The 14,412-nt window shown below is 65.0% G+C and carries 14 protein-coding genes, 1 tRNA gene and 1 other RNA gene; 10 read left to right on the forward strand and 6 right to left on the reverse strand.

Annotation, left to right across the window (positions count from 1 at the left end; genetic code table 11):
- The first annotated feature begins 43 nt into the window (after window positions 1–43).
- The 4 genes from KM135_RS05965 to KM135_RS05980 all read left to right on the forward strand — a co-directional run bounded on the left by KM135_RS05965 (window position 44) and on the right by KM135_RS05980 (window position 2,966).
- Entirely contained in the window at window positions 44–820 is a 777-nt protein-coding gene (locus tag KM135_RS05965; RefSeq protein WP_221713089.1) for a hypothetical protein, read from the forward strand.
- 128 nt (window positions 821–948) lie between these two features.
- An RNA gene (gene rnpB, locus KM135_RS05970) (RNase P RNA component class A) lies at window positions 949–1,360 on the forward strand.
- A gap of 73 nt (window positions 1,361–1,433) precedes the next feature.
- Window positions 1,434–1,979: a hypothetical protein gene (locus KM135_RS05975; protein WP_221713090.1), complete on the forward strand. Its 546-nt coding sequence runs from the start codon at window positions 1,434–1,436 to the stop codon at window positions 1,977–1,979.
- A 93-nt stretch (window positions 1,980–2,072) separates the two neighbouring features.
- Entirely contained in the window at window positions 2,073–2,966 is an 894-nt protein-coding gene (locus tag KM135_RS05980) for a hypothetical protein (RefSeq protein ID WP_221713091.1), read from the forward strand.
- Here the strand turns inward: KM135_RS05980 and KM135_RS05985 are convergent.
- On the reverse strand, window positions 2,908–5,082 hold the full coding sequence (locus KM135_RS05985) for a hypothetical protein (protein WP_221713092.1): 2,175 nt from the start codon (window positions 5,080–5,082) through the stop codon (window positions 2,908–2,910). The genes KM135_RS05980 and KM135_RS05985 overlap by 59 nt on opposite strands.
- Before the next feature lie 115 nt (window positions 5,083–5,197).
- On the opposite strand from KM135_RS05985, the gene KM135_RS05990 reads away from it, so the two are divergent.
- The 3 genes from KM135_RS05990 to KM135_RS06000 are packed head-to-tail and all read left to right on the forward strand — an operon-like array spanning window position 5,198 to window position 6,239.
- Complete coding sequence (locus tag KM135_RS05990) at window positions 5,198–5,737, forward strand: J domain-containing protein (RefSeq protein ID WP_221713093.1); 540 nt, start codon at window positions 5,198–5,200, stop codon at window positions 5,735–5,737.
- A complete protein-coding gene (locus KM135_RS05995) occupies window positions 5,734–6,045 on the forward strand; it encodes a (2Fe-2S) ferredoxin domain-containing protein (RefSeq protein WP_221713094.1) in 312 nt (103 codons plus the stop codon). The genes KM135_RS05990 and KM135_RS05995 overlap by 4 nt, the downstream gene beginning before the upstream one ends.
- A complete protein-coding gene (locus tag KM135_RS06000; RefSeq protein WP_221713095.1) occupies window positions 6,045–6,239 on the forward strand; it encodes a hypothetical protein in 195 nt (64 codons plus the stop codon). The genes KM135_RS05995 and KM135_RS06000 overlap by 1 nt, the downstream gene beginning before the upstream one ends.
- A gap of 296 nt (window positions 6,240–6,535) precedes the next feature.
- On the opposite strand, the gene KM135_RS06005 is transcribed toward KM135_RS06000, so the two are convergent.
- The 4 genes from KM135_RS06005 to KM135_RS06020 all read right to left on the reverse strand — a co-directional run bounded on the left by KM135_RS06005 (window position 6,536) and on the right by KM135_RS06020 (window position 10,719).
- The gene (locus KM135_RS06005) at window positions 6,536–7,480 is read right to left on the reverse strand and encodes a right-handed parallel beta-helix repeat-containing protein (RefSeq protein WP_221713096.1); all 945 of its coding nucleotides are present in this window, start codon (window positions 7,478–7,480) and stop codon (window positions 6,536–6,538) included.
- Window positions 7,481–7,553: 73 nt separating this feature from the next.
- Window positions 7,554–8,837, reverse strand: a complete 1,284-nt coding sequence (locus tag KM135_RS06010; protein WP_221713097.1) for an MFS transporter — start codon at window positions 8,835–8,837, stop codon at window positions 7,554–7,556.
- A 137-nt stretch (window positions 8,838–8,974) separates the two neighbouring features.
- On the reverse strand, window positions 8,975–9,649 hold the full coding sequence (locus KM135_RS06015; protein WP_221713098.1) for an RlmE family RNA methyltransferase: 675 nt from the start codon (window positions 9,647–9,649) through the stop codon (window positions 8,975–8,977).
- Window positions 9,649–10,719, reverse strand: coding sequence for a Ppx/GppA phosphatase family protein (locus tag KM135_RS06020; protein WP_221713099.1), 1,071 nt, complete (start codon window positions 10,717–10,719; stop codon window positions 9,649–9,651). The genes KM135_RS06015 and KM135_RS06020 overlap by 1 nt, the downstream gene beginning before the upstream one ends.
- A gap of 167 nt (window positions 10,720–10,886) precedes the next feature.
- Here KM135_RS06020 and KM135_RS06025 point away from each other — a divergent pair.
- The 3 genes from KM135_RS06025 to KM135_RS06035 all read left to right on the forward strand — a co-directional run bounded on the left by KM135_RS06025 (window position 10,887) and on the right by KM135_RS06035 (window position 13,500).
- Window positions 10,887–10,960, forward strand: a tRNA-Gln gene (locus tag KM135_RS06025).
- 59 nt (window positions 10,961–11,019) lie between these two features.
- A complete protein-coding gene (locus KM135_RS06030; protein WP_221713100.1) occupies window positions 11,020–11,418 on the forward strand; it encodes a DUF2946 family protein in 399 nt (132 codons plus the stop codon).
- A gap of 66 nt (window positions 11,419–11,484) precedes the next feature.
- Entirely contained in the window at window positions 11,485–13,500 is a 2,016-nt protein-coding gene (locus KM135_RS06035) for a TonB-dependent receptor family protein (RefSeq protein WP_221713101.1), read from the forward strand.
- Window positions 13,501–13,724: 224 nt separating this feature from the next.
- On the opposite strand, the gene KM135_RS06040 is transcribed toward KM135_RS06035, so the two are convergent.
- A complete protein-coding gene (locus KM135_RS06040; protein ID WP_221713102.1) occupies window positions 13,725–14,096 on the reverse strand; it encodes a response regulator in 372 nt (123 codons plus the stop codon).
- Window positions 14,097–14,412: the final 316 nt, after the last annotated feature.

Consider the following 14,412-nt stretch of genomic DNA (forward strand, 5'->3'; position numbering starts at 1 on the left):
GGTCTGGAATCCCGCGCCTTGGAGATTTCCGAAGGAGCGATCCATGAGCGCGTACTTGAAGTTCACTGTTCCGGCGCTGCCCTCTGAAGATCGCCGACCTTCGCCAGGCTTCCGGCGCCATGCCTCAGGAGGAAAGATGATCCAACGGCGCGACCTTCTTTCCATGCTGGCGGGCGGCGCGTCCGCCTTGCTGATCGGCTGCTCCAAGCGCCTCCCCACCTACCGCTATCGCCTGACCGTCGAAGTGGATACGCCGCAGGGGCTGCGCCGTGGATCGAGCGTGATCGAAGTGCGCACGGTCGATCAGATCGCCTTTCCCGGTCCCGAGGCGGGCATTGCGCGCACAAGCGTCACCGGCGAGGCGGTCGCAGTGGACCTTCCCGGTGGGCAGACACTTTTCGCGCTTCTTAGAAACGACGCCCATTCATCAAATTTTCCTTCACAAGTGATCTGGGAAGCTTACCCTCCGCTTGTCACGCCCGACGCCGCGAGCGCATTGCGTGCTCTTTTGAAGCAAGACGGCCTCCGTGTGTTGGCTCCCCGATCTTATCCAACTTTGGCGCGATTTCGAGACATTCGGAACTCCGCATCAGTGGTCCGCGTGAACCCTGCCGATCTTGCGGCAAGTTTCGGCAACAATACTAGGCTTCGACGTATCACCATTGAATTGACAGACGCTGCTGTGAGCGAGGGGATCAGAAAGAAATTAGTTTGGCTCTCTGAATTTCCTGAACCTTCATTAAAACCTGGTCATTCTGGGGATGATTTTACTTTTCCCGCTATCCTACGCTTCGGACATTTCCGAAGGAGCGATATATGAATGCGGATGATGCTCACTCTTTGATGCTGGCTCCCATGATCGTCCGAACTGGCAATCTCGGCAGCATCCGGCATCGGAAGAACAAGGACTACCAACCGCCATCCGAACCCCCTATATGCCCAATCATGCCAGGCGGCCGGGCGATCGCGGCGGTCCTTCGGGACCGGCGAGGAAAGTCCGGGCTCCACGAAACGACGGTGCCGGATAACGTCCGGCGGCTTCCCTCGGGGAGTCAGGGACAGTGCAACAGAGAGCAGGTCACGCAGGCTTCGGCCCCGTGAACAGTGAAAGGGTGCGGTAAGAGCGCACCGCGTCCCCGGCAACGGGCGACGGCGAGGTAAACCCCACCGGGAGCAAGACCGAATAGGGGCGGCGCGCGGGAGCAATTCCGCTAGGCATGTTTCGGCCGAGACCGCCCGGGTTGGTTGCTTGAGGCCGTCGGTAACGGCGGCCCTAGAGGAATGATCGCCCATCCGCGGCGCGTCGCTTGCGCGATACGGTTGCGGTGGACAGAACCCGGCTTACAGGCCGCCTGGCATTTTCATGATTGATTTCGCGCTAAACATCTTTGCGCACCTGCCGTTCTGGACCCTGGGGACAGAATAGAGGTTTCATGCCGGATATGCTTGTCCGCGGCCGGGATTGTGGTGACTGTACGGAATGCTGCCATACGGCATCGATTGAGTCGCCTACCCTCACCAAGCCCAACGGCGTCTCCTGTCCACATGTCTGCGCGACGGGATGCGGCATCTACGCGGCCCGGCCCGATCCGTGCAGCGACTGGTATTGCGCCTGGCGCCTGTCCGACACGCTGGACGATCGCTGGCGACCGGATCGGTGCGGCATCCTCGTCGAAATGCTGTTTGACGTCATTCCGCACGGCTTTGCGATCCCGGCTATCCGCTTCACGCTGCTGCATCCGACGACGGACCTGTTCTGGCCGCCTTTCGTCGCGCTGGTGACGAAAGCCATCGCCCTGCGCCAGCCCGCCTATCTGTGTCTGCACGGCCCGCCGGGTCATCTGCTGGCACAGAGTCTGCTCAACGTGCCCGCGTTGATCGCCGCGGTTGATGCCGGCGACGAGGAGAGCGTCCGCACCGGCCTGCAGCGCGCCCGCGCCAGCCTCGAAGCGCATCATTGGCAGCGCAAATCCGCCTGAGCCGGTCCTGCCGCGCTTTCTCGCCAGCGGTACTGGCGCACAGCCGCGGTGCCTTATACAGCATGTCGGGCCTCCCCTAGCGAATGGTCCGGCATGCACTCTCACGGCCTTGTTCTCACGACCACCGATCGCGGCGAAGGCCCGGTATTCGATGAGTTCTTCGCCGCCTATGACGGGGCCTTCGTGCTCCCCGACGAAAAGGAGGATCGCGAGGGCCTGGCGATCTGCCTGGCGCTCAATCACGGTCCCGAAAATGCCGCTCTGACAGCGAGCTTCGGTCCATTTAGGGAGCTCTGCGTCGTCGCGCATGACGAGGCGGACGGACAATTCGTCGGCGGCGCCAATTTCATTGCCTCGCCGTACACAGCGGCGGACGGCACGCAGGTCGTCACCGCCAATCTCAACTACATCTTCCTGGCGCCTGAAGCGCGCGGCAAAGGTCGTTTTCGCGCCCTCAACGCGGCAGTGCGCGCCCTGATCGCCGGTCTGTTTTCCGACACGCCGGCCGATCAGGTGCTGATCTTCATCGAGCAGAACGATCCGTTCCGCATGACGCGCGAGGCCTATGCCCGCGATACCGACTATACCGGCATGGACCAGTTCGACCGGCTGCGCATCTGGCGCCGTCTCGGCGCGATGATCGTCGATTTCCCCTATGTGCAGCCGGCGCTGTCCGCCGATCAGGATGCGGACGACACGCTCGTCTATTCCGTTCTGGGCGCGACCGGCGCGAACATTCCGGCCGATGTGCTGCGCCACCATCTTGAGCGTTTTTTCCACATCTCCGTGCTGAAGGGCGCGGAAGACGATGGGGAGAGCGTGATCGGCGATCAGTTGCGGCGGCTCGCGCAGATGATCGCCCGGGGCGAGGCCGTCCCGCTGATCGATCCCGCGCCAGCGCTCGAGCGGATCGGCGACCCGATCGCCGCTATTGCGGCGCCGCCGGCTCCAAGCTTTCGCGACTTCGCCCGCGCTTGCCGGCTCTGATCTTCTTCCCGCGCGGCCGATACGCTTCCCAATAGGGATCGTCGTCGAAATAATCCTGATTGTCCGGCTGGTTGGTCGCACGCCACGCCCGCAGCCTTTCCTCCATTTCGGTCATCGACTCATAGTGATGATCGACATGGGTCGGGAAGGTGCAGGCGGCCAGGGGATGATAGCTGCGGCCATAGGCGTCGAAATCGATGATCTTCTTGACGGCCGCATAGGGCGACAGCCTCGTCTCGATCTCCTCGACCTTCCCTGTCTTTTCGCCCCGAGCCCGCGCCTCGGCCGCTTCCGTGACAGCCGCCTTGCGGTCCTTCTCCTCCCCCGCGTCGAGCATGCGCGCGATGATCGCCTTCAGTGTTTCGCCGCCCTGGAGGTCGGGCATCAGGAAATGATCCGGCGTGCAGCCCGGATCATCGATCGCGCAGGCATAGGCGAAGCGATGCTTGGGGGCATCGACATCGATCTTCTCGACCACCTCCAGAAACGCGCCGACGATCTTCCGGGCAAGCTGCCGCTTGAGAAACTGGCAAGTCTCGGAATCGGCGATGTTGCCATGCTCGAAGAAGGGGATGAGATCGAACCAGGGCCTTTTCGATCCGTCGGCGAGCGCCTCGACATAATCCATTGATTGCTTGTCGCCCTCGTCGCGATGCACCGGTCGCCACACGGGCTTCTCCGGTCGCGACTCCGGCGCTTCCACCAGCATGACGAAGGCCACCCAGAGATAGGCCGAATAATAGCGCGCGGGTTCGCCGCTATCATGTTCGGACGGGCCGACCTTGAAGATCTCGGTCAGTTCCTCCGTTTCCGTCTCCCGCTCCGTGAGTTCGATCGCATCGACATAGAGCAGGGGCCGGTCGTCCTGCTTCCCCTTGTAGCTGTTCCGGGCCGCTCTCGGCAGGCGCGTCAATTCCTTGCCGCCCTCCCGCGTCTTGAGGGACTCGCTGCTGCGCAGATGGCCGGTGATGCGCGCCGGGATCGCCATGGCGCTCAGACTGCGCGGCGTGTCGCCTTGCTCTTTCGCTGCCTCATTGGCGAGGTCGATCCGTGCCTTTTCCTTGTCGACAAGCGCCTGCACACGCTGCGTCAAGGCCGTCCCGTCGATGCCGGGCCGATCGGCCAGCCCCACGATGTCGATCGAGTTATTCTCGTCGCCGAACCCATATTGCATGGTGATGAACTCGGCGTCCCACATGCCGCAGGTGGACTTGCAGATCGGGATGCTCGGTCCCCAGAGCAGCCAGCAATTGTAGATGAACAGCTGGATCTGCCGGATATCCATCGAGCGGTCGCCGAAATCGATGCCGTTCACATGGCGCCCGTCCCAATTGAAGGCGTCGATGATCGGCGGCCACTTCTCACTGAAATGGACGAGCAGACCGGACAGGAGATGCAGCGGCGCGATGAACCCGCTTCGGACCTCGATCGGCGTGATGAAGCGGTTGCCGCTCGCTCCCCCGATAATGTCCGCCACCGCGCCGAAATAGGTCTGGATCTCTTCCTGCTGCTTCGTGATGCGGCCGGGATGGAGGATCTTGATGGCGTGCTTCGCACCACGCTCATCGACTTTCGCCACGGAGTCCTGCCACGCCTGCATGCGCCATTTGTGCCGCTTGGCCAGTTCTTCTCGATTGGTCTCCGGGTCTTCGTCCACCTCGACACCATAATCGGGGTGATCCTCCGGCAGCGGCCAGCTGAATTCCGGTCGCGGCCGGAAAATGCCATGCTCGATGCGTCGGCGTGTCCCGGCGATCAGCCTCGGATTGCTGAGCGTGAACAGGCCGAATGGCGGTTCCGACGACGCAATGATTGTCGCGATCGCCTGCCTGCGGCCGGCACCGCAGGCCCGGTGCAGCCGGTAGCAGCGGGACAGGGCGCGATAGCGATCCCTGAGCTTGATGACATGAAGCGGCGACTTGGAGACGCTGAGAAGCAGCCCCAGGAAACCTATGGCCGCCGTGAGCTGCACGAAGAACGACCACTCCCACGGAAACTGGAAACCTTGGGCGGCTCCCTCGTTCACTGCGTTGCTCGCCGCTTTGGCCGGCGCCACCAGCATGACCCATGCGGCCGCGGCAAGGACGACCTTCCCCGTAAGTCTTTGCGTTGCCATGGCTTCTCCCCCTCAGATCCACTTGCTCAAGGGAATGCCTCTTTCATGGGGCCATGTGCAAGCGCCACCGTGCATCGCGGTGGATTTCGTCACATAGCCGCACTAAGTAGGCGGGATGGCCAAAGCAGGGCGCAACAATGACTGGGGATTCCCCCGCTGGCGGAGCTACGGCGCCGCTCGCGAGGCGCAGGCCGTGCGCCTGTGCGATCGGCACGGCTGCGATCAGCCCGGCAATTGCCCGGCGCCAAAATCGCCCAACAGCCCGGAGCGCTGGTATTTCTGCCAGGAGCATGCCGGCGAGTATAATCGCGGCTGGGACTATTTTCAGGGCCTCGACGAGGAAGAGCGCAACCAGCGCATGCACAATGAGCAGCGCGATGCCTCGGGCTATCGGCAAAGCTCGCACCATCAATGGGGCGGCCCGGGCGACGGCACGCGCTCGCGCGACGAGATGAAAGCGCTCGACGTGCTGGGTCTCGACAGCGACGCCGATTTCGAAGCGGTGAAGAAGAGCTGGCGCGCCCTTGCCAAGGAAAGCCATCCGGACGTGAAGCCGGGCGATGCCGAAGCGGCCAGACGCTTCCAGGAAATCCAGGCCGCCTATGACGTGTTGCGCACGGCCGAGGAGCGCAAGAGCTGGAAGCCGGCGGGATGACCGCGCGCCGGGTGAAGGCGCACTGGTCGAACACGGTTCTGGTCTGCCGCAAATGCTCGAAGAAAGTGAAAGGCGGCTTCGGCCCTGACGGCGACAAGCCGCTCTCGAAGGCGCTCCGCAAGCATCTCCAGCTCGGCAAGGGGCGCAAGGCAAGCGCCGGCATCATCGAGGTCGGCTGCCTCGACGTCTGCCCCAAAGGCGCCATCACCGTGGTCGATGCGCGCCATCCCGACCAGTGGCTGCTCGTCCGCCCCCACGCCAATCTCGATGCGCTGGCGCACGAGCTCGGCCTCAAGGAACCGCATTGATGCGCAGCACCGGCGAGAGCGTCACCGTGCGCCTCTATTTCCTCTCGGAGGAAGGCACCGCCGAAACCCTGATGTACGGCCCGCTCTCCGACGCCCTTGCCATGGCCGCGCAGCAGAGCGAGGACGTGCAAGCCGGCCTCTTCATCGCCACCGACAATGATGTGATCGCCTATCTCGACCTGATCGAGGAATGAGGGGGGCTGTCCTACAGGCCTCCCTTCATGGCAGGAGAAGATAAGGCCGCAAATGTGCCGCCGCTCTTTGATCCCGTGAAAATCCGCAGAAATCCGCCACCTTCCCCCGGCCCGGAGCAAAGTTTCGTGCGCTCACCATACGCGATATGAGGGAAGTTAGCGAAATTTGGCCGAAAACCCGCAGAAATGCGTGGGTTGCTTGTCAACGCCCCTGCACGGGACCTGCATCGCCCATGCAGATAGCCGACCTTATCGCCACTGGGAGTGCCCGAAGCGCCTCCGCAGCGCCGGACGACTCAGCGCTTCTCGTAGCGCTTCATGCTCGCGGCGATGACATTCTCGCCGATCGCCAGCCGGTCGCCCGACCAGTCGGCCACGAACGCGCTGGGCCGCGAGATGCCGGGCACGAAGCTGGCGCGATTACCCTGGATGATGAGACCTTCTGACCCATTCTCGTTGCCCTCGGCGCCGACCGCGATGAAGGCGCTCCAATTGTCCTTGTCGCGGCCCTGCACCATAACGTTGCCGGCGACGCGGCCGGTCGACCCGGCGGGCAGGTCGATCATGTAATTGGTGAGCTTGCCCTGGCTGTCGTCGATGCTGTTGTCGACGATCTCCACCTGCCGCGCGCGCGCCTTGATATAATGCCCGCCGCTACCCGCCTCGAAGCGCGAGCGGGTGACGCTCAGCGAGGCGATCTGGCCGATATAGATGCTGTGCGCGCAGTCGAGATCGCGGTCGCAGCGGCCGAGGCGGCTGAAGGTCGAGCGGTCGATCGTGATGCGGCCATTCTCGTCCGGCGCGGTGAGAATGCCCTGCTCGCTGTTGCGGAACACCGAGTAGCTGACGGTCAGCGCGCCCTGCTCGAGGCGGATGCCGGCGCCATTGCCATCGGGCACGGCATAGCCCTGAAAGACCAGACCATCGATCGCCGCTGCCTGCCCGCGCAGCACAAGGCCGGCCTTCTGCTCGCAAGTGACGCGCTCGAAAATTGCGGTGCCACGTTCGCGCGCCCGGATCGTGATCCGCCCGGCCTGCTGCACGGCGCATTGCCGATAGGTGCCCGGCGCGACGAGGATGGTGCCCTGCCCCTCGCCGATGGCATCGATCGCTTCAGACAGGCGCCCATAGGCCTCGCCGGTCTCGACCAGCACGAAAGGCGCGCTCTGCTGGGCAGGCGCGCTGGCGGCGAGACCCACGACAAGGGGCAGGAAGGCGAGCGATGCGGCGAGGGCTTTCATGCCGGTCTCTCTATCCGCCAAGACGTTACCGGGCAATTGCCCGCGCCGCGCCGCCTGTCCGGAATCAGGGCAGTCAGGCGGGCTGGTACGGGTCCGGCGCGACGCGGTAGCGCCACCGGCCATCCTCCCGATAGAAGCGCAGATGGCGCACGCGCACCAGATAGACGAGGCCGATCGTCGTGGCGACAAAGCCTGCCGATCCGCCCACGACCATGGACGCGCGCGGCCCCAGATGATCCGCTACCCAGCCGACGAAGGGCGCGCCGATCGGCAGGCCGCCGAGCAGGATCGCCATATGAATCGCGATGACGCGGCCACGCATCGCCCGCTCGGTGGCAAGCTGCACGAAGCCATTGGCCGATGTCATCAGCGTCTGCGTCGAGAGGCCGATCAGCACCATCATGAAGCTGAACAGCAGATAATTGGGCGCCGCCGCCGCCAGCATCATGGTGCAGCCGAAGCAGAAGGCGCCGCCGATCAGGTGAAAGAGCCGCGGTCGGTCGCGCCGCGCGGCAAGCAGCGCGCCGATCACCGAGCCGACCGCCAGCAGTGAGGTGAGCAGCCCACATTCGCCCGCGCCCTTGTGAAACACCGCGACCGACATGACGCTGACGAACACCGCAAAATTCATGCCCAGCATGCCCATGAAGAACAGCATCGTGAACACCGTGCGAATGTCCGGCCGGTTGCGGACATAGCGGAACCCGTCGAGCAGCCGCGCCTTGCCGCGCTCGCCCGGCGCATGGCGATGGAGGTCCGGCACATGGATGCGCATCAGCCCGCCGATGATGAACGCATAGCACAGGCCGTTGATGATGAAGACCCAGCCGGTGCCGACCAGCGCAATGAGCAGGCCGGCAATCGCCGGGCCGATCGCGCGGGCAAGCTGGAAGGCGGTGCCGTTGAGGGCCACGGCATTGCCGATATCGCCCTCGCCCACCAGCTCGGAAATGAAGCTGTTACGCGCGGGCATGTCGAAGGCCATGCCGCAGCCGAGCAGGAACGCCAGCACATAGACATGCCACAGCTGCACCGCGCCGCTGACCGTCGCGAGACCGAGCGCCAGCGCGAGCACCGCCATGCCGCACTGGATGGCGATGAGCAGCTTGCGCCGATCGACATGGTCCGCCGCCGTGCCGGTGACCGCCACCAGCAGCAATTGTGGTGTGAATTGGAGGGCCGTCACGATACCCACCGCCGCCGCGCTGTGATCGGTCAATTCGGTCAGCACCAGCCAGGTCTGCGCCGTGCCCTGCATCCAGGAACCGATGTTGGACAGGAGGCCGGAGACGATCCACAACCGGAAATTGCGGTTGGCCAGCGAACGAAACGTTCCTCTGGCCGGCGGCGCAGTCATCGGCTTCCTCACCTCGCTTCTGGATGACGAGTCTTCGTCTCTAGGTCGATGGGAATCTATAAGTAAGCCGGCTTGCTATCGTCTTGCCGCAGCCGGTAGTTTGACTGGTACATAGTGACGGCCGGTCGCAGCGACGCTCAGTCCTCGCCCCCTCGCCCCTTGAAGCCCTGGGCGACGACGAACCACTCAACCGAGCCCTTACGACTCGATGGCGGCTTGGCATGCTTCACCGTCTTGAACGCGGCCTTGAGCTGGCGGAGCAGCGCATCGTCCGTGCCCCCGGCGAAGACCTTCGAAACGAACGCGCCGCCCGGCTTGAGCGTCTGCATCGCGAACTCGGCTGCCGCCTCGACCAGCCCCATGGTGCGCAGATGGTCGGTCTGCGGATGGCCGACCGTATTGGCCGCCATGTCCGACATGACGAGGTCCGGCGCGCCGCCGAGGGCCTCCATCAGCCGCTCCGGCGCCTCATCGGCCATGAAGTCCATCTGCAGGATGGTGACGCCCTCGATCGGTTCCACCGGCAGCAGATCGATGCCGACGACCGCCGCCTTGGGCAGCTTGCGCCGCACCACCTGCGACCAACCGCCGGGCGCCAGGCCGAGATCGACGACATACCGCACGCCGTTCAGCACATGGAACTTCTCGTCGAGCTCGAGCAGCTTGTAAGCCGCGCGGCTGCGATAACCTTCCGCTTTGGCGCGCTTCACATAGGGGTCGTTGAGCTGGCGCGCGAGCCAGCGCGTCGATTGCGCAGTGCGGTTGCGCGCGGTCTTGACGCGCTTGTCCGCCGGTTTGTCGCCGCGCGCCATCAGCCGAGCTGCCGGCTCGCCGCGCTGTCGAGCAGCGCGCGCAGGATGCCTTCGCGAATGCCGCGATCGGCCACGCCCAGCCGCTCGGCCGGCCAGATGTCGAGAATGCTCTCCAGGATCGCGCAGCCCGCCACGACGAGATCGGCGCGCTCGTCGCCGATGCAGGGCAGCGCCATGCGCTCGGCAAGGCTCATCGTGGAGAGGCGCTGGGCGATGTCGCGCATCGCATCGGCGGGCACGATCAGGCCATCGACCGCCTGCCGGTCATAGCGCGGAAGGCCGAGATGCACGCTCGCCAGGGTCGTTACCGTGCCCGACGTGCCGAGCAGCCGCACCGGCGTACCACGCGGCAGTCGCGCCGCAAAAGCTGAAAAGGCATTGCGCATGCGATCGAGCATTTCGGCATAAGCGGCAGCCCGGCCGGGCACGCCGTCACCATGGCCGCAGACCGCTTCGGCCAGCGACACGACACCAAGCGGCGCGCTCAGCCAGTCGAGGATGCGCAAGCCATTCTTCTCGCCCTCGAGCAACACAAGTTCCGTCGATCCGCCGCCGATATCGAAGATCAGCGCCGGCCCCTCACCCGGCTCCAGCAGCGACTGGCACCCCAGCACGGCGAGCCGCGCTTCCTCGCGCGCCGAGATGATGTCGAGCATGATGCCAGTCTCGGCCGCCACGCGCTCGACGAACTCGGCGCCATTCGCGGCCTGCCGGCAGGCCTCGGTCGCTACCGATCGGGCAAGCACGACGCGGCGGCGGCGCAGCTTGTCGGCGCAGATGCTGAGCGCGGATATGGTCCGGTCGATCGCCGCATCGGACAGGCGGCCGTTCGCGGCCAGCCCTTCGCCGAGGCGGACGATGCGCGAGAAGGCATCGACGATGACGAAATGAGCACCCTCGGGCCGAGCGATCAGCAGGCGGCAATTGTTCGTTCCGAGGTCGAGCGCGGCGAGGTTGCCGCGCGGAGGGGAACGCCGGGGCGTCGTCTCCTCACTGTTCCCGCTTCCGCGCGCTCCGGGCATCTCGGGCCATGATTGCGAGCGCGGCGCGGGCTTGGCTTGCTGCGCCATGACCGTGCGTACCTTCCCAACCGGCGAGCAACTCGCCGGGACTTGAGCCGACGCTAGCCGATGACGTCATGACGGGCAAGCGAAGGTGGAGGGACGCGAGACGCGACAACCCGCGGCAAATGCCTTGACCCTCGCCCGGGGCGGCGCTATCTGCGCGCCCTCTCTGATGCCCGATCGTCTAATGGTAAGACTCCGGACTCTGACTCCGTTAATCGAGGTTCGAATCCTCGTCGGGCATCCAGAGATTTTCCCGCACTTTGACCGTGACAGAGCAGCGCCGTCCGCCTAAAGGCCCGGCCCGTGCAATCACTGCGTCGCCTCGCCCGTGATCATCGCTGCTGGGCGACCATGTTGTTCGCGCTCGCGCTGGCACTCAAGATCCTGCTGCCCGGCGGGTTCATGACGGTGGCGCAGGGCAAGACCATGACCGTCATGCTTTGCAGCGGCACCGGCCCTGCCTCCATCACCGTGCAGGTGCCGATGGAATCGGATCATCAGCCCGACTCCGGCAAGGCCGCCGACACGCATTGCGCCTTCTCGGCGCTCGGCAGTCCGGCACTGGCTGCGGCCGACCCTGTCCTGCTCGAAGCGGCACTGCTCTTCGCCTTCGTTCTCGCGCTGCTCGCGCCGACACTGCCGCTCGTCCAGCGCCATCCCCACCTCCGCCCGCCGCTGCGCGGGCCACCGGCGATCGTCTGACAGTCCCATCCTGACCGTTCAGCCCGGCTGACGCGCTCGCGCGTCGGCTCGCCGGAGTATCTCATCATGATCAATTTCCCGCGCCACGCTTTTGCGCGCCTGCCTCTCTTTGCCTTCACTGCCGCGCTCGCTTCCTCCCCCGCCTTTGCCGATGAAGCAGCCGACGCCGCGCCAGCCATCATCGTGACCGGTCATGCCGCCACCGACGAAGCCACTGCCCTCGCCCGCGCCACGGCCGGCGGCACCGACATCGTCCGCTACGAAGACTATGCCGACAAGTCGCTGGTCTCCCTGCGCGACACGCTGGCTTTCTCGCCCGGCGTCTACCTCCAGCCGCGCTATGGGCAGGAAGCGCGCATCGCGATTCGCGGATCGGGCATTTCGCGCGGCTTCCATATGCGCGGGCTGACGCTCCTGCAGGATGGCGTGCCGATCAATCTGGCCGACGACAATGGCGACTTCCAGGAGCTGGAGCCGATCTTCTTCGATCATCTCGAAGTCTATCGCGGCGCCAATGCCCTGCGCTTCGGTTCCGGCACGCTGGGCGGCGCGGTCAACGGCGTGACGCCGACCGGCAAGGATGCGCCCGGCCTGTATCTGCGTGCCGATGCCGGTAGCGACGGCATGGGGCGCGGGCTCGCCTCCTATGGCGGCGTGTCCGGCCCGGGAGATTATTGGTTCGCAGTGAGCGCCGATCGATCGGAGGGCGACCGGCAGCATGCCGATCGGCACAGCCTGCGCTTCCACGGCAATGTCGGCCTCATCCTCTCCGGCACGGTCTCGACGCGCTTCTATGCGAGCAGCAATCGCATCCGCCAGAAGCTGCCCGGCGTGCTGACCGCCGCCATGGCCCTTTCGGCGCCGGAGACCGGCAACTTCACCGGCAATCAGGCCCGCGACATCGATTCGCTGCGGCTCGCCAATCGCACCCGCTTCGACTGGGAAGCCACGCGGCTCGACGTCGGCGCGTTCCTCAACATCAAGGATCTCGATCACCCGATCTTCCAGGTGGTCGATCAGAAATCGACCGACATCGGCGGCTTTGCGCGGCTCGATCATGAGGCGGGTCCGATCGCCTTGACGCTGGGCGGCGAGATCCGACGCGGCACAACGCGCGCGCGGCAATGGGTGAATGTCAACGGCGAGCGCGGCGCACTGACGTTCGATGCCGATCTCACCGCCCGCACCGCCAATCTGTATGGCGAACTCCGCGTCACGCCCGTCACCGGCATGACGCTTATCGCCGGCGGCATCTATGCCGATGGCTTCCGCAAGCGGACCGTCCTCGTCTCCACCGGCAAGAGCGGGCGCATCGCCTTCGATCGCTTCTCGCCGCGCTTCGGCGTGCTGATCGAGCCGGTCTCCAACGTCCAGTTCTTTGCCAATTACAGTCGCTCGACGGAACTCCCCGGCTTTGGCGAAGTCTTCCAGAGCCTCGGCAGCCCGCCGGTGAGTACGCTGGTCGCCACCATCGCACCCCAAACCGCCTGGACAGCGGAAATCGGGACGCGCGGCAGCTTCGGCAAGCTGCACTGGGACATCGCCGCCTATCGCGCGACGCTGCGCGGCGAGATGCTGCAATATTCGCCCAACACCACCAGCATCCCCGCCGCCACCTTCAATGCCGATCGCACGCGCCACGGCGGCATCGAAGCGTCCGTTACCATCGCGCCGACCGACTGGCTGCGCCTGCGCCAGACCTGGCTCTATTCCGACTTCCGCTTCGTGCGCGACAGCCAGTTCGGCAATAATCGCCTGCCGGTCGTCCCGGTCCACGTCCTGCGCAGCGACCTGCGCGTCGGCGGCGACGCCCTGCATCTGGCGCCCAATCTCGAATGGGTGCCGCAGGGCGCTTTCGCCGACTACGCCAACACCACGCGCACGCGCGGATATGCGCTCATCGGCCTGACTGCGGGCGCGACCCTCCGCAGCGGCATCGACGTCTTCCTCGACCTGCGGAACATCGGCGACAAGAAGGCGGTCGGGGACATTTCCGCCGTACTCACCGCCACTGCCAGTTCCGCCATCTATTATCCGGTCGAAGGCCGTGCCGCTTATGGCGGTGTCCGGACGCGTTTCTAGCATCGTCGCGCCGATCAGCCGCGTCTTTGCCAAGGCAAGCCGAGCGCATCTGCGCCAGGACGTTTTTTTTCGGAGACGGAGGGAACCAATCCTTCGCCCGAGCATTTGATCGATGTTGGCGGGGCCGAGAGGCCTTGCCAGCGTTGCGACCCTAGCCTGGCGGCGACCCTCAAACGGTCGCCGATTTTTTGTTCAGGCCGATCTTTGCGCAGGCCCACTCTTTCTCAGGCATTGCGCACCGCGCGCTCCAGCTCCTCGAAAGCGAAAGGCTTGCGCAGCACAGCCGCCTGGCGGCAGCGCCCCGGCAGCGCCACGCCGTCGAGCCCGGACGTCACCACAATCGGTACATTGGCGGCGCACAGCCGCTCCGCGACAGTGAAGCTCTGCTCGTCGAGATCGAAATCCAGCAATGCGAGATCGAAGCGCGTATCGTCGATCAGCGCCATCGCCTGGTCGGCAGACCTCGCCAGCCGCACGTCGGCAATGCCCAGATCATTGAGATAACCCTCGGTGCTGAGCGAATCGAGCGCATCGCCGTCGAGCAGCAGCACCAGCGGCGGACTCTTCGTCCGCGTTTCGCGACCAATAGTGTTCATGGGGGAATTCCTTCCCGAAAGATTGTGGACGGCCCCCGCCGTCCGGCCTGCACCCCGCATCTGTGCAATATGGCACTCGTCGGCCGCAAAATCAGGCGCGGGCATTCGGGTCGTGCCCGAAGCAGGACAAGCCGTGCAGCCCCCTCGCCCGGACGTGGGAACCCGCTCGGTTCATCGTATTCGGCATCCTGCCGATCAACCCGAATCTTCCACGTCCGCGCCTTTGATCCGGATCAATGCGCGCTGCCCGGCAACGCACCAGACATCGCTCCATCCATCAGGGAGCAAGCAGATGCAGCATTTTCTCCAGTGGCCC

It is taken from the genome of Sphingobium xanthum, from assembly GCF_019737615.1.
In the GTDB taxonomy this organism is placed as follows: domain Bacteria; phylum Pseudomonadota; class Alphaproteobacteria; order Sphingomonadales; family Sphingomonadaceae; genus Sphingobium; species Sphingobium xanthum.